At 55.4% G+C, this 20697-nt stretch carries 22 protein-coding genes; 14 read left to right on the forward strand and 8 right to left on the reverse strand.

The window, feature by feature from the left end; translation table 11 throughout:
- Positions 1 to 144 precede the first annotated feature (144 nt).
- The 4 genes from ACTUWL_RS14020 (at position 145) to ACTUWL_RS14035 (ending at position 2213) form a co-directional block, all read left to right on the forward strand.
- On the forward strand, positions 145 to 582 hold the full coding sequence (locus ACTUWL_RS14020) for a hypothetical protein (RefSeq protein ID WP_021082255.1): 438 nt from the start codon (positions 145 to 147) through the stop codon (positions 580 to 582).
- Positions 583 to 712: 130 nt separating this feature from the next.
- Positions 713 to 895 (forward strand): hypothetical protein, encoded by a 183-nt coding sequence (locus ACTUWL_RS14025; RefSeq protein WP_021082256.1) that lies wholly within the window; start codon positions 713 to 715, stop codon positions 893 to 895.
- Positions 896 to 1080: 185 nt separating this feature from the next.
- A complete protein-coding gene (locus ACTUWL_RS14030) occupies positions 1081 to 1668 on the forward strand; it encodes a hypothetical protein (RefSeq protein WP_021082257.1) in 588 nt (195 codons plus the stop codon).
- Positions 1665 to 2213, forward strand: coding sequence for an AAA family ATPase (locus ACTUWL_RS14035; RefSeq protein ID WP_106940567.1), 549 nt, complete (start codon positions 1665 to 1667; stop codon positions 2211 to 2213). The genes ACTUWL_RS14030 and ACTUWL_RS14035 overlap by 4 nt, the downstream gene beginning before the upstream one ends.
- A 227-nt stretch (positions 2214 to 2440) precedes the next feature.
- On the opposite strand, the gene ACTUWL_RS14040 is transcribed toward ACTUWL_RS14035, so the two are convergent.
- On the reverse strand, positions 2441 to 2830 hold the full coding sequence (locus ACTUWL_RS14040) for a hypothetical protein (protein WP_146160412.1): 390 nt from the start codon (positions 2828 to 2830) through the stop codon (positions 2441 to 2443).
- Positions 2831 to 2999: 169 nt separating this feature from the next.
- On the opposite strand from ACTUWL_RS14040, the gene ACTUWL_RS14045 reads away from it, so the two are divergent.
- Together ACTUWL_RS14045 and ACTUWL_RS14050 are read left to right on the forward strand one after the other, a co-directional pair.
- A complete protein-coding gene (locus tag ACTUWL_RS14045; protein WP_021082258.1) occupies positions 3000 to 3437 on the forward strand; it encodes a DUF6641 family protein in 438 nt (145 codons plus the stop codon).
- Positions 3438 to 3582: 145 nt separating this feature from the next.
- The gene (locus ACTUWL_RS14050) at positions 3583 to 4467 is read left to right on the forward strand and encodes a DNA-methyltransferase (RefSeq protein WP_021082259.1); all 885 of its coding nucleotides are present in this window, start codon (positions 3583 to 3585) and stop codon (positions 4465 to 4467) included.
- On the opposite strand, the gene ACTUWL_RS14055 is transcribed toward ACTUWL_RS14050, so the two are convergent.
- Positions 4464 to 5345: a hypothetical protein gene (locus tag ACTUWL_RS14055; RefSeq protein WP_021082260.1), complete on the reverse strand. Its 882-nt coding sequence runs from the start codon at positions 5343 to 5345 to the stop codon at positions 4464 to 4466. The two genes, ACTUWL_RS14050 and ACTUWL_RS14055, sit on opposite strands and share 4 nt — an antisense overlap.
- Before the next feature lie 140 nt (positions 5346 to 5485).
- Here ACTUWL_RS14055 and ACTUWL_RS14060 point away from each other — a divergent pair, with 140 nt between their 5' ends.
- The 3 genes from ACTUWL_RS14060 to ACTUWL_RS14070 all read left to right on the forward strand — a co-directional run bounded on the left by ACTUWL_RS14060 (position 5486) and on the right by ACTUWL_RS14070 (position 8934).
- On the forward strand, positions 5486 to 6544 hold the full coding sequence (locus ACTUWL_RS14060) for a ParA family protein (protein ID WP_021082261.1): 1059 nt from the start codon (positions 5486 to 5488) through the stop codon (positions 6542 to 6544).
- Complete coding sequence (locus ACTUWL_RS14065) at positions 6541 to 7416, forward strand: SIR2 family protein (RefSeq protein WP_021082262.1); 876 nt, start codon at positions 6541 to 6543, stop codon at positions 7414 to 7416. The genes ACTUWL_RS14060 and ACTUWL_RS14065 overlap by 4 nt, the downstream gene beginning before the upstream one ends.
- Positions 7417 to 8580: 1164 nt before the next feature.
- The gene (locus ACTUWL_RS14070) at positions 8581 to 8934 is read left to right on the forward strand and encodes a hypothetical protein (protein WP_197366639.1); all 354 of its coding nucleotides are present in this window, start codon (positions 8581 to 8583) and stop codon (positions 8932 to 8934) included.
- Here the strand turns inward: ACTUWL_RS14070 and ACTUWL_RS14075 are convergent.
- Positions 8874 to 9434, reverse strand: coding sequence for a hypothetical protein (locus tag ACTUWL_RS14075; protein WP_146160413.1), 561 nt, complete (start codon positions 9432 to 9434; stop codon positions 8874 to 8876). The two genes, ACTUWL_RS14070 and ACTUWL_RS14075, sit on opposite strands and share 61 nt — an antisense overlap.
- Before the next feature lie 201 nt (positions 9435 to 9635).
- On the opposite strand from ACTUWL_RS14075, the gene ACTUWL_RS14080 reads away from it, so the two are divergent.
- Complete coding sequence (locus ACTUWL_RS14080) at positions 9636 to 9866, forward strand: helix-turn-helix domain-containing protein (protein WP_035653659.1); 231 nt, start codon at positions 9636 to 9638, stop codon at positions 9864 to 9866.
- 95 nt (positions 9867 to 9961) lie between these two features.
- Here the strand turns inward: ACTUWL_RS14080 and ACTUWL_RS14085 are convergent, their stop codons facing one another.
- Positions 9962 to 11116 carry a radical SAM protein gene (locus ACTUWL_RS14085; RefSeq protein WP_021082470.1) on the reverse strand — a complete coding sequence of 385 codons (1155 nt, stop codon included), beginning with the start codon at positions 11114 to 11116 and terminating at the stop codon, positions 9962 to 9964.
- A 3-nt stretch (positions 11117 to 11119) separates the two neighbouring features.
- A complete protein-coding gene (locus ACTUWL_RS14090; RefSeq protein ID WP_021082469.1) occupies positions 11120 to 11293 on the reverse strand; it encodes a hypothetical protein in 174 nt (57 codons plus the stop codon).
- A gap of 209 nt (positions 11294 to 11502) precedes the next feature.
- On the opposite strand from ACTUWL_RS14090, the gene ACTUWL_RS14095 reads away from it, so the two are divergent.
- Together ACTUWL_RS14095 and ACTUWL_RS14100 are read left to right on the forward strand one after the other, a co-directional pair.
- Complete coding sequence (locus ACTUWL_RS14095) at positions 11503 to 11790, forward strand: hypothetical protein (RefSeq protein WP_146160414.1); 288 nt, start codon at positions 11503 to 11505, stop codon at positions 11788 to 11790.
- A gap of 49 nt (positions 11791 to 11839) precedes the next feature.
- The gene (locus tag ACTUWL_RS14100) at positions 11840 to 12022 is read left to right on the forward strand and encodes a hypothetical protein (RefSeq protein ID WP_021082467.1); all 183 of its coding nucleotides are present in this window, start codon (positions 11840 to 11842) and stop codon (positions 12020 to 12022) included.
- A 139-nt stretch (positions 12023 to 12161) separates the two neighbouring features.
- On the opposite strand, the gene ACTUWL_RS14105 is transcribed toward ACTUWL_RS14100, so the two are convergent.
- From ACTUWL_RS14105 to secA, 3 genes are all read right to left on the reverse strand, one after another.
- Complete coding sequence (locus ACTUWL_RS14105; RefSeq protein ID WP_021082466.1) at positions 12162 to 12998, reverse strand: HAD family hydrolase; 837 nt, start codon at positions 12996 to 12998, stop codon at positions 12162 to 12164.
- 486 nt (positions 12999 to 13484) lie between these two features.
- A complete protein-coding gene (locus ACTUWL_RS14110) occupies positions 13485 to 14651 on the reverse strand; it encodes a tyrosine-type recombinase/integrase (RefSeq protein ID WP_021082465.1) in 1167 nt (388 codons plus the stop codon).
- Positions 14652 to 14765: 114 nt separating this feature from the next.
- Entirely contained in the window at positions 14766 to 17630 is a 2865-nt protein-coding gene (gene secA, locus ACTUWL_RS14115; protein WP_021082202.1) for a preprotein translocase subunit SecA, read from the reverse strand.
- A 379-nt stretch (positions 17631 to 18009) separates the two neighbouring features.
- Between secA and ACTUWL_RS14120 the strand changes: the two genes are divergently transcribed.
- Both ACTUWL_RS14120 and argJ read left to right on the forward strand, forming a co-directional pair.
- The gene (locus ACTUWL_RS14120) at positions 18010 to 18948 is read left to right on the forward strand and encodes a peptidylprolyl isomerase (RefSeq protein WP_021082203.1); all 939 of its coding nucleotides are present in this window, start codon (positions 18010 to 18012) and stop codon (positions 18946 to 18948) included.
- A gap of 215 nt (positions 18949 to 19163) precedes the next feature.
- Positions 19164 to 20405, forward strand: a complete 1242-nt coding sequence (gene argJ / locus ACTUWL_RS14125; RefSeq protein ID WP_021082204.1) for a bifunctional glutamate N-acetyltransferase/amino-acid acetyltransferase ArgJ — start codon at positions 19164 to 19166, stop codon at positions 20403 to 20405.
- Positions 20406 to 20697: the final 292 nt, after the last annotated feature.

Raw genomic sequence — 20697 nt, forward strand, 5'->3', positions numbered from 1 at the left:
ACGGCCGCCCGTCCCTCAGCTCAGCCTTCTAAACCAACTAACTAAGTCGGTCGTTAGCGACGGAAACACAATTCCGCCGTGCGCTATCGGCCGGCATCAAACACCTGAGCAAACGGAAACATATGCGACGAGAGGAGCACGATAATGACCGACAACGTGATCAATATTGACGATGCCCGAGAGTTGCGGGAGCTGGGTCTGCCAATCCTGCCCATTGTGGACAAGGAGTTTTCCCACCGAGCGATGAAGCTCTTTGCGAAGGCGGAGCAGGCAAGGATCAAATTCTACAGGACTTTTGTTGACTACTGCAAAACAGCCGAGCCGACCGAACGAGGTTACAACCGTATAAGAAAAGCACTCGATAAGGTGTTATCGGTCCGCAATCAGGCCGCAACATACACGTCAGCTGACGATAGCGAAGCTCAGGCGCTTCAAAGCCTCCTGACAGAGCCGATGACCTCATTCTTGGCTTTCTGGGCAGAGACGCTGGAAAGGTTCGAGGAGGAGGGCCAGGCGGTCACGGTCCACGTCACACGAGAGATGTTTGATGGGTGGTCCGTGGGCGAAACCGCAACTCCATAAGCGGCAACAACCCGAGCGGACCAAGACATTCGCAGCAAACGCAGGAACGCTCTGCCCGGAACTTCTATCTAAAATAGTAGTATCGAACATGCTCGCACAACGAGACTATGACTTCGTGGAGAGGCCAGGAATGAACGTGATAGGTGAACTCAAAGGTGATCTCTTGATCCTCACGATCGACATTTCGGCCAAAGCTCGCAAGCTGGCTAGGCCGTCTTCGACTGGGAAAACCAAGCTTATCGCTACCACGAACGGATTCATCAACTATGGCGCCATGAAGGTGTCGCTCAACGCCACGGTTCCTTTGAAGTGACTGAAACGAAACTGGACGTCTGATGCCTGCCGTTGTCGCTAATGGGACGGCGCTTTCGCTAAGCTCTTGGAGAATCCATTGACTAGATGAAACGTCATTTCTGGCAGCGGCGGAGCTTCGCCCGACGACTGCGGGAACTGAAGGCTATTACACCGCACTAAGCTAACCCAAACAGGAAACTAGATATGACCGGAAATCACGATTCTGGCGACGGCGGAGCTTTGCCTGGGCTGCACGATAACTCCGATATCGAAGCGAGGCTCAGCTACTTCATTCAAGGCTACTACGAATTCACCAAGGACGCCGCAGACATATACATTCGAAAATGCCAACTGGTTCTCGAAGCTGAAGAGGAACTCCCCGTTGAAGCGGTCCAGCGGTTCTTCGACCGAATTCGGTTGCCACGCAATTCGGCGACTTATCGGAAAGTGAGAAAAATCGCAGAGGCTGGCGACCGTTTGCTGAAGGTTGCAGACCGACTGCCCGATTCGTGGACGACCCTTTACCAGCTTGCAAAATTGCAACCTCAGGAATTCGACGAACTGGTCCAAAACGACGCTTTGCATGTCGGCATAACGGCCGCTGATTTGCGGACAGCTACCGCTAGCGGTTCCGACAAGCCGAAATTCATCATCAAGGTTGACGGGTCCAGTCTGAGCCACGGCGAGCAAACGCAGCTCTATCGGGAGATCAAGGAGTCTGCTGACAAGTACGGTGCGACCGTCAGCGCACCCGAGTTTGACGAAACCGAGCATGAGGATGAAAGTCAATGAGTGGAGATAACAGCGAGCGTAGCCTTCTATCGGAGCGCCTTCGTCCGCAATGCTTTTGCGACCTGACGCTGCCGCCAGCCACCAGTGAAAGGCTTCAACGTATGATCGAGGAGAAACGTCCGATGAATATGATCTTCCATGGTCCTCCAGGAACAGGGAAGACGTCGGCCGCTCGGATCTTTCTGCGGAAGTGGGATGCGTTTGATGTGATGCAGATCAATGGTTCGTCGCAAACTGGGATTGATTTCATGCGAGAGCGGGTCGAGGGCTTTGCTCGATCTCCCTTTTCCATGACCGACGACTTGCGGATATGTTTCATCGACGAAGCTGACTATCTTTCGGCGAGCGCTCAAGCTTCTTTGCGAGTGTTGATCGAGCAAAACGAGCACAGATGTCGTTTCATCTTTGCGGCAAATAGACTTGAGAAAATCGCAGACCCGCTGAAATCTAGGCTTCACGGCGTCAGCTTCTTGACCCCCGCTGCTAGTCGGCCCTCAGTGCTGCTCCGGCTAGGGACAGGTTGTCCGAACGTCTTGCCGAACTAGGCGTCAAATTTGACCCCGTCCGTTTAGACGAAATCGTGACGCTGTATTTTCCGGATCTCAGGCGAATAGCGAATGGCCTAGAGTTTGAATTCGAGACCCAACCAAGAGATACGTTCCAAATGGAACGCTGAGCGATGTGGTCCAACCCGCCTTCTTGAGATGGGCGTCTTGGGTACACAAAGCAATCGGCCGAGGATGGCCCCCTCGGCCGATCACAGGACGGGGTATCACCTTCTCGGATTCTTGGTTCGAGGAAGAGCGCTGATCCATTTCTTTTTTCGGCCCAGTAGTCTCAACCTCCACAATAAATATTGGCGGGCATTGTCGCTGACGATTTCGAGGGTGCTGTGTCGGCCTATTAGACTGAATTGGTCATCGGTCGCCCGTGCGACGAAGTAATCGTTGCGGGTGCAGCGATGATAGAGAGCGTAACGAATATCAGCGAGTTGCTGAAATGAAAGCGGCGCATTGTGTTTCAGCCAAAGCTCGATGTCCTCATCAGGCGGAAATTTTGGCGGCTCTGATTTTTGACACCTCGTTACGGTAGGAAACCAAGTGCGACCATTGTCGTCGGCTAAAATGCCGGGCTCAAAGTTTGAAATCGTATTTTCTTGCATATTCTAACTCCGTTAAAAGCAGGCACGCCAAAGGGGCGTGCCTCAGGGTTATTTATGCAGATTTTAAACTCACCTTTTTCAGCTGATTCTGCTTCATTCCGGCTCGACAGTGCGAACGACGGCTGTAGATCGACTCCTGCTTAGTCCAATTCGAAAGCAGGAGCACACGATGTCGTCCCCTATCTTGAAGTCCCTTACTTTCGTGCCGCAGCCCAAGCCCAGCTCAGACCCACTGATCATGAAGCGGGAACGCATGGTGTCCCGTTTGGAAGACCAGAAGAAGTTGCTCGCCGATCCCCTATACCAGCGACGCATCAAGCGCTGGGAGAAGAAAGAGGGCGGCGAGAAGGTGCTGGTCGAGAAGCCCCTGCGCACCAGTAAGTGGTGGCAGCAGGATCAGAGCGGTGCCTGCGTGATGACCGTGAAGGTCGGATCGAAGCGCATCGAGTTCGAGAAGGGTAAGGCAGCAATTGCCGTTGGCTCATTGGACAAGCTGCCCGCCGTGATCGATGCGCTGATCAAGGCGGTGCGAGCTGGCGAGCTTGATTCTCAGCTAAGCGAAACGAGCAAGTCGGCTCGTCCGGTGCCGCCCCGTAGGGCTGCCTAACGTCCAGTCGATTCCACGGATAGACTTTCGAGAGTCTTCCACCGAAATTGCCAATCTGGCAGTTGCATAGCCAGTCAGGTTCTATATCTGTTCTTGGTCGGGTGCCTGACTGGTTACGCCTAGAGGATAACGAAACTTACATTCAATGAGCACTGCTGTTCAAAAGGGATTCGTCTTTCATGAGGCACGCTTCAATGCTGCTGATTTCCTAGCGAAAAAAAATAGTGCTCGTCCCGTCTACAAGACTGACCTAGGTGCCCTTTTCGAGGGAGACTGCCTCGATGTGCTGCCGCTTCTGAGAGACGAATGCGTTGATACCGTATTTGCGGACCCGCCGTTCAACCTCAACAAGCAATATGGGAGCCGCTCCAACGACAATCGATCCTCCGAAGAGTATCTGAATTGGTGCTACGCTTGGATTGAAGAATGTGTACGGGTCCTCAAGCCAGGCGGGTCCTTATTCATCTACAATATTCCTCGCTGGAACATATTGATCGGCGCCTACCTGATGAATCGGGGGCTCGACTTCCGACACGACATTGCTGTGGACTTCAAAAGCTCTCTCCCAATTCCTGGGCGTCTTTATCCAAGTCACTACAGCCTTCTGTATTTTTCCAAGGGCAAGCCCAAGACCTTCAGAAAAATTAGAACTCCCATCGAGTTATGCCGGCACTGCGGTAAGGAGATCAGAGACTACGGGGGGCATCGACACGCCATGCACCCGAACGGGGTAAACCTAAAAGACGTGTGGACCGACATCCCCCCTGTTCGCCACTGGAAATTCAAATCAAAGAACCGGAGAGCCAATGCGCTGTCTACTCGGCTGGTAGATCGAGTAGTGGAGCTATCCACCCGTGCGGGAGACGTCGTCCTTGACCCCTTCGGTGGCAGTGGAACTACCTTCGCAGTTTGCGAAAAGAAGCACCGCCGTTGGCTTGGCATCGAGTTGGATTTTTGTGATGTAATTGTCGACCGGCTGGAAGATGCGGAAATCAAACATCACCGCAACGACGATCACGTTGAGGATTAATCAACCGGCTTAAGTTTGATATGCCCCCTGATGTCTGAATATTGATCGTACAGGACTGAATCGATCCTTTCTTGCTTCCCAGTAGCATTCATCTCGTAGAGAGAGCCGTCCTCGGCGAGGTACTTTGCATTCGCATCGAACCGATCCGGCGCAAAGCCGATCTCCCACAATGGGATTGTGACAGCCTCGCTAAAATTGCGCCTGTCCAATTCCTGGAAACTGCCGTTGCGATTCGAGACAGGCCATATGCGGGCAGCGCAATTTGCTTTGTCATTCGAAGTAATGAAGATGCCGAGATCGAGCGCCTTCTCTTTGAAAAGATAGTCCAACTTCATTGCTGCTCGAAACGAACTTGCAATATTCCCCGTTTCAAACTCCACGCCGCACCGAAAAGTGGTCTTGGCATCACTACGACTGAAGAAATGTTCCAAACCCTTGAGCGCCGGGATCAACCCAGGCGACGCTCGAAGACAATAACTCTGATGGATTGACGTTGCGATTGGACCCGCTGATGCTCCCGAGAGCTTTTCATAGGCCTGCAACAGCTCAATAAGGCGGCTCGCTTCCAAGCGGTAGAGTGCGAACTCGTCTTCGACCTCAAGGTATCCGTCGATTTCTTGATCAAGGATCGTCTTGTCAGTGGCCCAACCGAGCTCCCGTAACTTTGACTGGAAGCGCCCCGTAATAAACTTTGCCGAGTTGGTTACGGAGGGCTTTGCCTTGCCCGCAGGATTTTTCCAGTACCAGGCGCTATCGTTCACAACGAAATCTTCGTTTGAACTCTTCACATAGCGCAGAGCTATCTGCACGTCGCTGGACAGACGCTTCTCTGTTTGTGAGTTACCAATCGAGGAAGTCTTTCGGAAGAAGATTTGCACAAAATGCCTCTCGCCCAATCCAAGGCGAGGAATATCATCCTTTTTATCAATTTGAAACCTATGGAAAACGGCTACTTATCAGCTTGATTCTTCCGTCCACGTCTGATGTCGTTTGGTACAATCAGAGATAGAGGTCGCCATTGACCGCCAAGACAATCGTCTTTTTCAATAATAAAGGCGGCGTTGGGAAGACGACCCTAGCCTGCAACGTCGTTTCTTACCTGAACATGCACCTCGGCAAGAGGGTGCTGCTAGTGGATGGTGATCCGCAATGCAATGCAACTCAGTCGGTCCTCGAGGAGGATCTGCTGGGTGAAATCTACTGGGATCGTTTCAGCGCTCGAAAGACGCTTTATCACTACCTTAAACCACTAGAGCGAGGCGAGCCTTCGATCGAAGGGACATTCGAGCCCGTGAGGTCATCAGAAAACGCTTACAAGACCGACCTAATCGCAGGGCATCCCAATATGTCCCTTGTTGAAGATCGGCTCAGTCAAGCTTGGAGCGATCTGCAAGGCGCCGATCCGATCCGGGGCTATAGAATCAGCAACTGGATGTCGCAGTTGCTTCATTCAATCGGCGACCGATATGACCTCATTGTTTTCGATGTTGGTCCGTCGCTCGGCGCCCTAAATCGTACAATTCTGTTGAGCTGTGATTACATCGTCACGCCATTCGGGTCCGACATTTTCAGCCTCTTGGGCATCCGGAATATCTCCGCATGGATCAAGAGTTGGTCGGATGACTATGAGAGAGCTGTCGCTAATCTCAAGCGAAAGAACGAGACGATACTGAGCGAATTTTCTGGAATCGTGGACACGAGTGTAAAATTTCGTTTGGCCGGATATTCAGTTCAGCAGTATGTCAAACGAAAATTCAAAGAAAAGGCCCGTCCGGTAAAGGCTTATGACGAAATAATTCAAGATATCCCTGAGACGGTGCAAGAAAGCCTCGGCGCCTTTATACCTGACTTTTTGAAGTTCGAAGATCTAGAACTGGGACACATCCCGTTTCTCTACAGTCTGGTTCCCCTTGCTCAGTCACAGCGGGTGCCAATTCACGCACTTACACAACACAAGGCAGTTGTTGGGAATCAAGTGCGCCAAGTAGCTGACTATGCACAGCTGATGAAAGTCGTGTGTCATCGCTTGCTGAACAATGTGAATAGCCAAGCCGCTGCGGATGTTCAGCGCCCATGATCGACTGGCCCTCAACCTTGATAAACGAAATCGCCAAAGGGCGATGTGTTCTCTTCCTGGGTGCTGGCGTATCTGCTACCGCCAGCAATCCGGCTGGTAATCGACCGCCGGACTGGAAGACCTTTCTTTCAGCGGCTTGCTCTTTGGTGAAAGATCCGACAAAGCGTGCGGCGGTAGACGCTTTGATATCGGAAGGAAAGCTTCTAGTAGCGCTTCAAGCGATTAAGGATCTGTCCGATCAAGCGGACTATCACGCATTCCTAGATAGCCATTTCAATAGCCCTCACTTTGAGCCCAGCGAACTACATCGCATCATCAATGCTCTCGATGCTCGAATAGTGATCACGACCAATTTTGATAAGATCTATGAACGGTATTGCTTTTCGGCTCCAGGTGGAATGGATGCATTTAAAATCATAGATTATAGAGCAGCAATTCTAGCTGATGAGCTTCGATCCGATACGAGGCTCATCGTGAAGGCGCATGGCACCATCGACAAAATCGATGAAATGATCTTCACTAAGGCTCAATATCACGAGGCGAAAAGAGACTATCCAAGGTTCTATGATGTTCTGAGAGCAATCTTTTTAACGAACACGATTGTTTTCATCGGCTGCGGCCTAGAGGATCCTGACATCCTCCTGTTGCTTGAGGATGTCCGAATATCGGGGCGTCAAAGTAAGCCTCATTATGCGCTCATAAAACAGGGCAAGCATGAATTCATGATTCGTGATTGGCGGGCAACGTACAACATAGCTGTGATTGAGTATGGTCCTGACCATGACGACCTAAAAGGCGAGCTACAAAATTTGCTCGATCAGGTGGAGAGTGCTCGAGCCGATTTAACCGGTGCAATACCAGCAGGAGTATAAGCAAAAGTACCCCCAGCTCCATTTCTCCCTTAACTGGATCATTTCGTATCGTCGACGGCCGGATCAATTAGCTGCCAATGCCGCAGCATGATGGTTCAGCCTGAAACCATAGAATCAAATGCAATCGTCCTTGCGGACGATACTCGCTGCGCTCGTGTCCACTGATTGGGTGAACAATCACGAGGACAATTCCAAAGTACCTAAGTCCAATCTTGCAGTTGCCTTCAATCACACTTCAGCCGAGCAGGCCAAAGCATGATCGTGGAAGCTTGCATATAGCCCCGTCACACACGCCAAATGCGGACACTCTTCGGTAAGGGGTGGCTGAGCGGTCTCCCTTTTACGTCCTGTTCGTCAGCGCTAGCAAACACAGCCCCATTTGGCCGAAGCTGTGCGGCTCGAGGGTCGCAGTAGGTTGCGGCGTCGCCCTCATCATGCCACCGACAACGTGTCATCAGTAGCTTGCGACTCGTCCAATCTCGTTTGGCGTGATGTCCTCACTGAACTCCATTCGCTTGCTGCGAACTCGACAGGTTTGGCACCCGAGATTTGCTGTAGGGAGAGTCTTGGTATTTAGCTCTCGACGACGCCGGCAATTGCCGCATTACGAAAACTTAATTTCATCTGAGGCCTTAATCTATCGCCCGCTTTGTCTATTGGCATTTCAAGCGCCGTGGCCGCTGCGTCAGCTCATCGACATCACCACCGGCACGACGTGTCCGGTCGAATGCCCCCGAAGCCAATTTCACCTGTGAAAATCCAGATCGCTATCGGAGCAACGCAACAGTACATTTAGCCCAGCAGCTCACGACGAAGCCCGACGATGCGTCCAAAGCAGTTAGGTGTCCCGAAGCACTGGTCCCACCACGAAACGCATCAGAGACTCTGACAACGCTGGAGCGCATCAGCAGCACACGATGCACTGAAGAAAAGGCAGGCCGTTTGACAAAAGATTGACAGGGCAAACCATAGGGTTCGTACTTCGTTGAAACGACTCCACAATTTCACTTCCGTTGAAAATACAAGCACTGCCACGGGCGGTACGCTTAGCCAATGATTTCAAGTAGTTAGGCGTCTCGACTGTTCAAAACTCGGTCGTTTTTGTCTAACTCTCGAAAGCATTTCAATCCTGGTGGTGCTTGCTGAACTTCAGGGACACCACGAATGGACGGCGCTCGCTATCTTGAAGATGGCAAGCTCACGATTTTTCGCCGAGCCGGCACCTACTACGCCCGCCTGCGACTTTCGCCGGGGAAATATGTAACTCGGTCTTTGAAGACGACAGTTGAGGAGACTGCCGTTCAAACAGGCCGTCGGCTGCTGTTCCAAATGGAACACCGAGCCGAGCAGGGCTTGCCGCCAAAATCCAAATTATTCTCGACTGTCATCGACGAGTACATCCGCTTCCGTGAGCGGGATCATGCGCACGGCAAGACCTCAACGGGGATGCTGTCTCGTCAATCCGACTTTTGCGCTCGAACAAAGACGTTGCCATCCGTCGTTCGCTCGGCTGTGTAGAACACTTCACGATACCAAGTCCCAGTTGAAGCATGCATTGACAGTCGACCTTCGCACGCAATTGCACCAGTCTGCTCGTTTTTCTGCTGCGGTCGGATAAGGCCGAGTTCATACCGAACTGATTTATCGAACTCCGCTAATTGAGTTTCTTCTTTGATCCGAGCCTCTTCCTGAATCGCCTTCCGCTTGTCTTGAAGGGATCGCAATTGATCGAACAAAGGCAGGAAGTTGGAGCTGTAATACGCCACTTCGGCCGCAGTCATCGGCCTTGATCCATTATAGTTGATATTACGAAATGCAGCCAACGTGGGCGTGACGCTCATATCCTCGCACACCATACTAGAGTTGCCGCACCGCACTTTTGCTGCTTGGATCTTGCGGCTAATCTGCTTCGCTTCGGCCTCCAACGTTGACCACGTAGATGGATCAACCACAGACGGCAGCGCAGTTCTCGCTGCGGTGTACATGCTGCCTTTGCCCTTCATGGCAATATCGGTCACGACCGTAGTGACTTGCGGAGAGTCGCAAGTGAGATCTCCGGAATTGCAGCCCGCAAGCATTAAGACCGAAAGTAGCGGCAAGTAGCGCATTTTCAAATTGCCCCCGTCGCTCAACAAAAGAAGCTAACAACGAGCGGCATAGCACATTTTGTTCAGTATATCGAGGTGTGATATATTGAACAACACTCGATGCTTCCCTGCATGGACCTGCGGGAAGTGTTCGCCACAAATCTACGGCGCATAAGGAATGCGAAGGGCCTCTCGCAGGATGACCTCGCCTATGAGGCGGGTATTAGCCGGAGTTATTTGAGCCAGCTTGAGAAGGGCGTGTTCTACGCCAGCTTAAAGATTATCGAGAAGCTTGCTGCGACGCTCGAGGTTGAACCGGCTGAATTTCTGAATACACACAAGGCAAGCCGGAAAGCTCGTTAGGCTTGATTTAACCTTCCTGGAGGAGGCGCTAACAGCATTCCTCATGTTCCACGGGATAGCCGTGTTGTCTGGCTCGCTTATCAGCGTCCGCCGGACTACTGGACGATCTCTAGACGAGAAAGTCCAACAACAGACTGACTGGCTACGCCTGCCTCGACCAATGCTTTCGCAACATGCACAAAGAGATCATACAGCCCCTCACAGAAAACCGATCGTTCTTCGAAGCCATTTCCCGCTTTGAAGCGGTGAGAGATTTGGCCTCCCTTGCAAGCGCCCGCCACGTCACAGTCAGCACATTTCAATGGTAGGTTACTAAATTGAGCGTCGAGAGCTCGAGCTGAGATCAGCGAACGCAGTTCCGTGCGCTGCAGGTCTTTAAGAGTAAGGCCCGTATCCACAACGTCTAGGCCACAGACTCTCAGGAAATCGTCCAGCTCAACAGCGCCATCCGAGCGAACAGTAAAGGCGTCTGGCTGGCTCGAGCCAAACCCAGCCAGGTACGACTTGCCTCCCAGAAGTACCGACATCGTCGAGCGAAGCACACGTATGTTCACGACCGGATTGTCCTGGGCGAACCACTCGTCGAACGCCTCAATCAAAAAGCGGCCATATGACTTCGAATCCCCAGTGAAATTGTCATGCGTGACATCCGGGAATAAAAAGTCGAGTTGATCAAACCCAACTTCATTTACTAGATGGATGAAAACGTCCCTCCCGGAGAATTTTGGCTGAATGACGCTGAGGCAAGCCACGCTTGAAAGTCTGCCCGCTCTCTTAGCCTCGATCAACAAATCAATTCCACGCCGAACGTTCTGGTACGTCCCTCGTCCCCTATGATCAACACGAAATGAATCGTGCACAGATTGAGGACCGTCTAAGGACGTGCAAACTTTCACATCATGTTGCTCAAAAATTCCAATCCACTCGCTATCGATCAGTGTTGCGTTTGTTTGAAGGCATAAATCCAGGGATGGGGAATCGATGTCAGATCGCAATTTGCTGCATAAAGCGTCGAACCGCCTCTTCCCGTAAAGCAACGGCTCTCCACCGTGGAAAATTACTTGCGCTTTATCTATCTCTCCAGCGGCCAAAGTACGCTTGAGGTAATCGCTCAGCGCATCTCCGACATCTGCCTTTGTTCTTGCGGGCTTACTTAGAAAATCTCGTTCGCCGCCGTGGAAGTAATAGCAGTAGGTGCAATTAATATTGCACCTTTCTGCCAATTTGAAAATTATCTGCTGTTGGGCCATTCTTTAGAAGCTTTTCGTCCAGCTCACCCAGGCGTCAAACTGCGGCGACACTCCTTTCCGAATGTCTCCGATCACAGAGGCGGTGACCTTTTTTCCCTTGGCGTCCCCCTCATGAATCTTAGCACCGGCCTTTTCGAGTTCTTCGAGAGCTTTAGCAACATCTTCTGGTTTCGACATTTTCTCGACTCCTAAAATTGCTTAGCTGAAATTGGGCGAGTCATTGAGCTTGCTCTCCCTTAGGTAGAATACCGCAAAGTATCGTTTTGTAAATAGTTGTCCGGGATTGCCCGAATGAGCTAGCCACCATTTTACGAATTAGTTTCGTAAATTCAGTCGCCTAGTCTAGTTGCAAACACGGTTGGTGTGGCCTGCTTACCGTAATACTCTTGGATCATCTGCACAGATGTATCCATGTTGCGAGCGACATCAAACACGCCGACGCCATTTCGCAGCGCATTCACCGCACAGAAGTGCCGTACGCAGTAGACGGCATACTTTTCACCGAAGCTGCTTCTGATGATCCCGGCGTCTCGGAGCGCCGCATTCAGCTGATCGATGAGCGTGATGATTTGCGCTCCATCGGGCATGACCAGAGCGTTACAATCGGGGATCTCTTCAACATCGAATTTCCGCCCATCTTAGCCGAGCGCCCTTCTTCTGCACCTCAATGTTGACAGGGGGATAAGTCCTGTTACGAAGGCCCCTCAATTCAAGGAGCCCTCAATGGCAAAAAAAGCAAAAAAGCGGACTCCTGTTCGCTATTCGAAAGATGACATCAAAGCACTGAAGGCACACTCGAGGGCGAGAACACCTCTCAAGAGAATTGCGAAAGAGATGAAACGCACCGAAGGTTCATTACGTCAGAAGGCGCTGAAGCTGGGTATTGGCCTCGGTCATCAACGCTAGCTTCAATTGATCTCCTTCAGTAAGCAGTCAATCCCTGGGCTTGTCACCTTAGCAACGCCGGTTTCGCTGGTGCCTGTCGATTGCTGTTGTCCCGTGACACAACATTCGCCAGTGCTGGCATGGACCAATCTTGGTCTAGCTAACTGTTACGTTTCATCTGGCGCACAGCATCGCTTGCAGCAATCTTTTCGATGATTGTTTTCATGATGAGGTCCAGCGATTTTCCGTCAGAATAATCTGCCGGAGAAATGAAGTCTGCCCGTCTGTCCGTGATCAGTTTCTGCGCCTTCTTGCTGGACGTGTTCGGTCGGTAGACAGCAATTGAGTGGCCGCCCTGCTCACGGACCAGGCGCATGCAAGGAATGTCGGTATCGCCATCACCGATAAACACAATGTTGCTGAAGGGAATCGGTCGCTGGTCAGGATCGACGTATTCGTTGATCTTTTTGTGATCGCTGACAGTAAGCGCCCCTTTATTAATCCGAAACAAGTATTGCGTCTTAGTGGTGTAGTTGATCGCCAATGCGGGCCAGCTAGCGACGCCATTTTCGTCATAAGCAAACGAAGAGGCGAAGATCTTGCGAAACTGGCGACCGATCTTGCTCGCCCTTATCATCTCCTTGATGCCGGACGAGATGATGAAGTGCTCCAGTTTCACATTGTGTCGACCAGCATGAGCGTTGATCCGAGCAAACCACTTTTCGACGCCGGGAAACAATTTGACCGTCTTGCCATGCTGGGCAATGTCTCTGCGACGCACCGGCACTCCGGCTGCTTTTGCTCGCTCCAACATAAACGTCATATAAGAGAGAATTTCGTCTGCCTCGTGTTTCTCTGCTCTCTCCTTGTTGCGAGACCAGAACTTGGCTTTTGTCATTCCGATAGCGGGAATAAAGGTATTTTCTTGCACGTTGCCTTGCGCAAGGGTCCCGTCGAAATCGTACGCAATAGCCATAGGGATTAGTTTCTTAGGCATCGCAGGCTTCCTAGATTCTCGTCGCTTTCTCGTTCAATCGGACCAAGCGACTGAGGCGTGCTAGAGCTGACATTTGATGGTGATCATGGTCTTATCTCCCCGTTTGTAGCCATGGCGGGGTGCCAGTGATTTTTGGCTAGTAACGAAAGCGCCAGTTGCTTCGTCCAATCGCAATAGCTTCCAACCCACAGGTTCATTACTGACGCTGCCTCCGGCAACCTGCCAAACACGCATAACAGCGTGGTCCTCCTTAGTAATTCCGACGGCATGGACTTCAACGTCTCGATTGTAACCGTCGTATCGAAGCTGAAGGACATGCCCTGACAGCAGAGCATCACAGGCAGTTTGTAACCACACTTGCGAATCTCCAGTTGGGAATCCGGTCCTTTCAACGTAAGCGAGTCGTGTTGCCTGGCAAAGCCCGAGGTCCCAAGGCGCACAAGCTTTTGCCCGCAGAGCCAGTTCAGGGACCAGGAAATTCGTGGGCTAGTCGCCGAGTCTCGTAGCAAACACAGCAGGCGTAGCCTGCCTTCCGTAGTACTCTTGTATCATCTGCACTGATGTACCCATGTTGCGGGCGACTTCGAAAACGCCCACTCCATTGCGGAGCGTATTGACTGCATAGAAATGTCGGAGGCTGTAGACAGTATACTTTTCGTTGAAGCTACTCCGCTCGACCCCGGCACCTCGCAAAGCTGCATTCAGCTGATCGATGAGCGTGATAATCTTCGATCCGTCTGGCATGACGAACAGCAAGTCGTCGGGATCTTCCTTCCGACGCTTTGTCAAGTATTTGTCCAATCGTTTGGCTGCGACCGATCTCAAGATGGCGTCCCGCTCACCAGTTTTTCCTCGCACTACCAAGCGGAAATTTTTGCGACCTTTTTCATCTGTAAACGGGTGAACGTCACGGACATTCAGATTGTTTGCTTCGCCGGTGCGAATGCCTGAGTTGGCCAAGACAAGAACATAACTGCGCAACAGCTCCCTGCTTTTGCGGGTGCGAACATCTCTTGCCGTTTTGATGCGCTTACATAAGGTGCGCCAAAGCTTGCAGTATTCCCAGCGCTCAAACGCAGGACGCACACGTTTCCTTTTCGGCGTGAAGGAAATAGTGATTGGCGGTTTGTTGCCTCGCCAGCCCTGCTCAGCGGCCCACCTAACGATGGCCTTCCCGAGCATCATGTCCCACTGAAGCGTCTTATCCGTGGGATACCGCTTGGCGTTCTTCGGCAGCTTGTCGAACGAGGCGTAGTAGTCACGGCGCCAGGGAACGAACTCCCGCATCACCTTGTCGTTGATGTCCTCGACGGCGAGCTGCCCAGCGTACTCACGCCAGAACTTCGAAACTCTTCTGATCTGCCTCAGCATCCCCGTTGAGGTCTTGCCGTGCGCATGATCCCGCTCACGGAAGCGGATGTACTCGTCGATGACAGTCGAGAATAATTTGGATTTTGGCGGCAAGCCCTGCTCGGCTCGGTGTTCCATTTGGAACAGCAGCCGACGGCCTGTTTGAACGGCAGTCTCCTCAACTGTCGTCTTCAAAGACCGAGTTACATATTTCCCCGGCGAAAGTCGCAGGCGGGCGTAGTAGGTGCCGGCTCGGCGAAAAATCGTGAGCTTGCCATCTTCAAGATAGCGAGCGCCGTCCATTCGTGGTGTCCCTGAAGTTCAGCAAGCACCACCAGGATTGAAATGCTTTCGAGAGTTAGACAAAAACGACCGAGTTTTGAACAGTCGAGACGCCTAACTACTTGAAATCATTGGCTAAGCGTACCGCCCGTGGCAGTGCTTGTACTTCTTGCCCGAACCGCAGGGGCAATCCTCGTTGCGGCCGACCTTGCCCCAGCTTGCCGGGTCATTCGGATTGCGCTCGGCGGCGGACATGGCCGGCGCCAGCGAGGCCTGGGCGTAGGTGGCTTCGCTGAGGCTGGCGCGGGCGAACTCGTCCTCACCGGTGTTGGGATCGAGCTTGTGGGCTTCCATCATCGGCAGCGGCTGCGGCGGCTCGTCCGGCGGCACGATCTCGACCCGCATCAATTGCGCGGTGACCGCCTCGCGCAGATGCGCGCTCATCTCCTGGAAGAGATTGAAGGCTTCGGTCTTGTACTCCTGCAACGGATCGCGCTGGCCATAGCCGCGCAGGCCGATCACCTGGCGCAGATGGTCGAGCATGATCAAATGCTCGCGCCAGAGATGGTCGAGCGTCTGCAGCAGGATGGTCTTCTCGACGTAGCGCATCACGTCGGGGCCCCATTGCGCGACCTTGGCCGCCATCCGCTCGTCGACATGGTTCTCGATGCGGTTGAGCAGCTCCTCGTCGGCGATGCCCTCTTCCTTGGCCCATTCGTCGACCGGCAGGTCAACATCGAGCACGCGCTTCAGCTCTTCCTTGAGGCCCGCAGTGTCCCACTGCTCGGCATAGGCATGTTCGGGGATGTGCTTGGCGACCACGTCCTCGACGAAGGCATGGCGCATGTCGGTCACGGTCTCGACGACGCTGTCGTCCTTCATCAGGTCGACGCGCTGGTCGAAGATCACCTTGCGCTGGTCGTTCTGGACGTTGTCGAACTTGAGCAGGTTCTTGCGGATGTCGAAGTTGCGCGCCTCGACCTTCTGCTGGGCCTTTTCGAGCGCCTTGTTGATCCAGGGATGGATGATGGCCTCGCCTTCCTGCAGGCCGAGCCGCTGCAGCATGCTGTCGAGCCGGTCGGAGCCGAAGATGCGCATCAGGTCGTCTTCCAGCGACAGGAAGAATTTCGAGCGGCCGGGATCGCCCTGACGGCCGGAGCGGCCGCGCAGCTGGTTGTCGATGCGGCGGGATTCGTGCCGCTCGGAGCCGATGATGTAGAGGCCGCCCGGCTTCTTCACGGTCTTGGCGGGCTTGTTGCCCTTGGCGGGCTCGACCTCGAAATCCTCTTCCGCCTTCAGCACGATCTCGCGGAAGCGCTCGATGTCGGCCTTGATCTGCTCGATCTTCTTGGCCTTCTCGGCCTCGTCGGTGATGCCTGCGGTCTCCTGCTGGATCCGCATCTCGAGCGAGCCGCCGAGCTTGATGTCGGTGCCGCGGCCGGCCATGTTGGTCGCGATCGTGATCGCGCCCGGCACGCCGGCTTCGGCGACGATATAGGCTTCCTGCTCGTGGAAGCGCGCGTTCAGCACCGCGAACAGCTTTGCCGGCTTGCCGGCGCGGGCCGCGGCGTAGAGCTTCTCCATGCCGGATTCGGAGGTGAAGTCGATCTGCTTGTAGCCGTGCTTCTTGAGGTACTCGGCCAGCACTTCCGACTTCTCGATCGACGCCGTGCCGACCAGTACCGGCTGCAACCGCTTGTTGGCCCGCTCGATCTCGGCAAGGATCGCACCGTACTTCTCGTTCTGCGTGCGATAGACCTCGTCGTCCTCGTCGAGACGCGCCACCGGCAAATTGGTCGGGATCTCCACGACCTCGAGCTTGTAGATGTCGAACAGTTCGTCGGCTTCGGTCAGCGCCGTGCCGGTCATGCCGGACAGCTTGGCATACATCCGGAAATAGTTCTGGAAGGTGATCGAGGCCAGCGTCTGGTTCTCGGGCTGGACCGTGACGTGCTCCTTGGCTTCCAGCGCCTGGTGCAGGCCTTCCGAATAGCGGCGACCCTGCATCATGCGGCCGGTGAACTCGTCGATGATGACGACCTCGTCGTCGCGGACGATGTAGTCCTTGTCGCGGGTGAACAGCGTGTGCGCGCGCAGCGCCTGGTTGACGTGATGCACGACCGAGACGTTCTCGACGTCGTACAGCGAATCGCCCTTGAGCTGGCCGGCGTCGCGCAGCAGGTTCTCGAGCTTCTCCATGCCGCCTTCGGTCAGCGTCACCGTGCGCTGCTTCTCGTCGACCTCGTAGTCGTCCTTCTTGACGAGCTTCGGCATGAAGGTGTCGATGGTGTTGTAGAAATCCGAACGGTCGTCGAGCGGGCCGGAGATGATCAGCGGCGTGCGCGCCTCGTCGATCAGGATCGAGTCCACTTCGTCGACGATCGCGTAGAAATGCTCGCGCTGGACCATGTCCTCCAGGCGGTACTTCATGTTGTCGCGCAGATAGTCGAAGCCGTATTCGTTGTTGGTGCCGTAGGTGATGTCGCAGGCATAGGCCGCCTTGCGCTCGGCATCGTCGAGGCCGTGCACGATCACGCCGGTGGTCAGCCCCAGGAAAGCGTAGATCTGGCCCATCCAGCCGGAGTCGCGGCGGGCGAGGTAGTCGTTGACGGTGACGACATGGACGCCCTTGCCGGCGAGCGCGTTGAGGTAGACCGCAAGGGTCGCGACCAGCGTCTTGCCTTCACCGGTCTTCATCTCGGCGATGTCGCCCTCGTGCAGCACCATGCCGCCGATCAGCTGGACGTCGAAATGGCGCTGGCCGAGCGTCCGCTTGGCCGCCTCGCGCACCGTGGCGAAGGCCGGGACCAGGATGTCGTCCAGGGTCTTGCCTTGGGCTAGCTGCTGCTTGAATTCGGCAGTGCGGGCCTTGAGCTCGTCGTCCGTCAGTTTGACGAGGTCGGGCTCCAGCGCGTTGATGGCGTTGACGCGGGACTGATACCCCTTGACCCGGCGGTCGTTGGCGGAGCCGAAAAACTTGCGGGCGAGCGCGCCGATCATGCGAAATTCCTGTTCTTCGGTCTCGAGTTCGGTCTTGGTTCAGTCTTGAAGCTTAAGTCTTGGAATACAGCCTGAGATGGTCCGCCAGATCGCCTATCAACTCACCGTGACGCGCTGCAACTCGAGCCCCGACCCGGGGCTCCTCCGCCAATTGAGTGGGAAACGGGCCATCCTGGGTTCAACGGCGAAAAACGCAGCAAAATAAGCGCTCTCACCGCTGACGCGGTCGGCCAGAGATATGGCCCGGTCGGGGGGTTGTCAACGTCGCCAAGATGTCAAGGAATTCATCATTTTGACAAGACTTTCGCGTTGCCAATGTAACACGATTGGGCGAGTGTCCGCCCCGCTCGAGCTTCCCCCTTTAGATCAAGGATTTTGCATGACCACCTCGCCTCCGGAAATCAAAACCGGCCTGCGCCTCGGCCTCGCCGCCCTGGCCGCCACGGGCTGTCTTGTCGCAGTGCTGGCTGCCGGCCTGCCGGTCCGCGCCGCGGAATCGGACCCGGTGCTGGCGAAGGTCAACGGTTCCGAGATCCACGCCAGCGACGTGGCGCTCGCCGAGGAGGAACTCGGCCCGAGCCTGCAGCAGATGGACCCCTCGACCCGCAAGGACAACGTGCTGTCCTTCCTGATCGACATGAAGATCGTCTCCAAGGCCGCCGAGGACAAGAAGATCGAGAACAACGACGATTTCAAGAAGCGGCTCGCCTTCACCCGCAACCGCCTGTTGATGGACAGCCTGCTTGCCAGCGAGGGCAAGGCCGCGACCACCGACGATGCCATGAAGAAGGTCTATGACGAGGCCTCCAAGCAGATCACCGGCGAGCAGGAGGTGCGCGCGCGCCACATCCTGGTCGAGACCGAGGATGAGGCCAAGGCGATCAAGGCCGAGCTCGACAAGGGGGCTGACTTCGCCGAGCTCGCCAAGAAGAAGTCCAAGGATCCCGGCGCCTCCGACGGCGGCGACCTCGGCTTCTTCACCAAGGAACAGATGGTGCCGGAATTCTCCGCGGTCGCCTTCGCGCTCGAGCCGGGCAAGATCTCCGATCCGGTCAAGTCGCAGTTCGGCTGGCACATCATCAAGGTCGAGGAAAAGCGCAACCGCAAGGCGCCCGACTTCGAGCAGGTGAAGGCCCAGATCGAGACCTATGTGACCCGCAAGGCCCAGGCCGACTACGTCGCCAAGCTGCGCGAGGCCGCCAAGGTCGAGCGCATGGACAAGCCGGCCGACGCCGCCAAGGACCCGGCCGCACCGGCCGATGCCGCCAAGGACGCGCCGAAGCCCGCCGACAACAAGATGGCGCCTGCGAAGAAGTAAGCGCCGCGACGCTGAACTGATCGAAGTTGCGATGGCCGGGCATGTCCCCGGCCATCTGCGTTTTGGGGAGGCTTTGCAGCACGGATGAAGCGCAGCGCAATCCGGGCTACGGATTGTCGTTTCTTGAACGATTGATGACAGCGCGTCAGCCCTCTCCCGCTTCGGCCGGCGAGATGTTATGCAGCGCTTCCCTCCCCGTAGCCGGAAGCCTGCCGATGTCCACCGCCGTCTCCCCCCTCGCCCCGCCTGACGTTCCCGAGATGCCCGTGATCGCGGGTGTGCGGCTTGCTACCGCCGCCGCCGGCATCCGTTACAAGGGGCGCACCGACGTGCTGCTCGCGCTGCTGGACAAGGGCACCACGGTGGCCGGTGTGTTCACCAAGTCGAAATGCCCGTCGGCGCCGGTCGAATGGTGCCGCGCCAAGCTGAAGGGCGGAGCCGCGCGCGCGCTGGTGGTCAATTCCGGCAATGCCAACGCCTTCACCGGCAAGACCGGCAAGGCCTCCACTGCGCTGACCGCGCAGATCGCCGGGAAAGCGGTCGGCTGCTCGACCTCGGAGGTGTTCCTGGCTTCCACCGGCGTGATCGGCGAGCCGCTCGACGCTACCAAGTTCGATGGCGTGCTGGCGCAGCTCGCGGAGACCGCAACCCCGGATCGCTGGATGGACGCCGCCCGTGCGATCATGACCACCGACACCTTCCCGAAGGTCGCCACCGCGACCGTGAAGCTCGGCAAGGCCAAGGTGACGATCAACGGCATGGCCAAGGGCGCCGGCATGATCATGCCCGACATGGCGACCATGCTGTCCTTCATCTTCACCGACGCGCCGCTGTCGGCCGGTGTGCTGCAAGCGCTGCTCAAGGCCGGCGTCGAGGACACCTTCAATGCGCTGACCATCGACGGCGACACCTCGACCTCGGACACGCTGCTGGCGTTCGCGACCGGCGCCGCGGCGGCCCATGGCGCGCCGAAGATCTCGCGCGCCAGCGACCCGCGCCTGAAGGCCTTCACCAAGGCGTTCCAGCAGATCCTCGCCGACCTCTCCGAGCAGGTGGCGCGCGACGGCGAAGGCGCGCGCAAGCTGGTCGAGGTCGTGGTCGAGGGCGCGACGACAAAACCGTCGGCGCGCAGAATCGCGATGTCGATCGCCAATTCGCCGCTGGTGAAGACCGCGATCGCCGGCGAGGACGCCAATTGGGGCCGCGTGGTGATGGCGGTCGGCAAGGCCGGCGAACCCGCCAACCGCGACAAGCTCTCGATCTCCTTCAACGGCATCCGCGTCGCCAAGAGCGGCGCGCGCGATCCGTCCTACAATGAGAAAGAGGTCTCGGAGGCGATGAAGGCGCCGAAGGTCCAGATCAAGGTCGCGCTCGGCCTCGGCAAGGCGAAAGACCGCGTGCTGACCTGCGACCTCACCAAGGAATACGTCACGATCAACGGCGACTACCGGTCGTAGGGCTTTCGTCGTTGCGACGAACGAGGCTCTCGATTCCGTCATCCTGAGGAGCGCCAACGGGTCCGCGCGAAGCGCGGCCCGATGACAGGCTCCGCGCGTCTCGAAGGATGCACGGCCCCGATGGCGCCGACTGGAGAGAACCGGACCGCCGATCCTTCGAGACGCCGCGCGAAAGCGCGGCTCCTCAGGGTGACGGGGATAGGGTGGTGAGTCGCTGACCTAAAGCGCGATGATATTTGGTTGAATCGTCATCGCGCTTTAGCTCTTTGTTTGAGCATGATCTTTTCGGAAA

It is taken from the genome of Bradyrhizobium sp. WCU1 (genome assembly GCF_053474805.1).

What these genes read in the sequence shown, in the direction of transcription:
- ACTUWL_RS14020 (WP_021082255.1), top strand. Translation starts at nt 145, where the DNA reads ATGACCGACAACGTGATCAATATTGACGATGCCCGAGAGTTGCGGGAG.
- ACTUWL_RS14025 (WP_021082256.1), top strand. Translation starts at nt 713, where the DNA reads ATGAACGTGATAGGTGAACTCAAAGGTGATCTCTTGATCCTCACGATC.
- ACTUWL_RS14030 (WP_021082257.1), top strand. Translation starts at nt 1,081, where the DNA reads ATGACCGGAAATCACGATTCTGGCGACGGCGGAGCTTTGCCTGGGCTG.
- ACTUWL_RS14035 (WP_106940567.1), top strand. Translation starts at nt 1,665, where the DNA reads ATGAGTGGAGATAACAGCGAGCGTAGCCTTCTATCGGAGCGCCTTCGT.
- ACTUWL_RS14040 (WP_146160412.1), bottom strand. Translation starts at nt 2,830, where the DNA reads ATGCAAGAAAATACGATTTCAAACTTTGAGCCCGGCATTTTAGCCGAC.
- ACTUWL_RS14045 (WP_021082258.1), top strand. Translation starts at nt 3,000, where the DNA reads ATGTCGTCCCCTATCTTGAAGTCCCTTACTTTCGTGCCGCAGCCCAAG.
- ACTUWL_RS14050 (WP_021082259.1), top strand. Translation starts at nt 3,583, where the DNA reads ATGAGCACTGCTGTTCAAAAGGGATTCGTCTTTCATGAGGCACGCTTC.
- ACTUWL_RS14065 (WP_021082262.1), top strand. Translation starts at nt 6,541, where the DNA reads ATGATCGACTGGCCCTCAACCTTGATAAACGAAATCGCCAAAGGGCGA.
- ACTUWL_RS14070 (WP_197366639.1), top strand. Translation starts at nt 8,581, where the DNA reads ATGGACGGCGCTCGCTATCTTGAAGATGGCAAGCTCACGATTTTTCGC.
- ACTUWL_RS14080 (WP_035653659.1), top strand. Translation starts at nt 9,636, where the DNA reads ATGGACCTGCGGGAAGTGTTCGCCACAAATCTACGGCGCATAAGGAAT.
- ACTUWL_RS14085 (WP_021082470.1), bottom strand. Translation starts at nt 11,116, where the DNA reads ATGGCCCAACAGCAGATAATTTTCAAATTGGCAGAAAGGTGCAATATT.
- ACTUWL_RS14090 (WP_021082469.1), bottom strand. Translation starts at nt 11,293, where the DNA reads ATGTCGAAACCAGAAGATGTTGCTAAAGCTCTCGAAGAACTCGAAAAG.
- ACTUWL_RS14100 (WP_021082467.1), top strand. Translation starts at nt 11,840, where the DNA reads ATGGCAAAAAAAGCAAAAAAGCGGACTCCTGTTCGCTATTCGAAAGAT.
- ACTUWL_RS14105 (WP_021082466.1), bottom strand. Translation starts at nt 12,998, where the DNA reads ATGCCTAAGAAACTAATCCCTATGGCTATTGCGTACGATTTCGACGGG.
- ACTUWL_RS14110 (WP_021082465.1), bottom strand. Translation starts at nt 14,651, where the DNA reads ATGGACGGCGCTCGCTATCTTGAAGATGGCAAGCTCACGATTTTTCGC.
- secA (WP_021082202.1), bottom strand. Translation starts at nt 17,630, where the DNA reads ATGATCGGCGCGCTCGCCCGCAAGTTTTTCGGCTCCGCCAACGACCGC.
- ACTUWL_RS14120 (WP_021082203.1), top strand. Translation starts at nt 18,010, where the DNA reads ATGACCACCTCGCCTCCGGAAATCAAAACCGGCCTGCGCCTCGGCCTC.
- argJ (WP_021082204.1), top strand. Translation starts at nt 19,164, where the DNA reads ATGTCCACCGCCGTCTCCCCCCTCGCCCCGCCTGACGTTCCCGAGATG.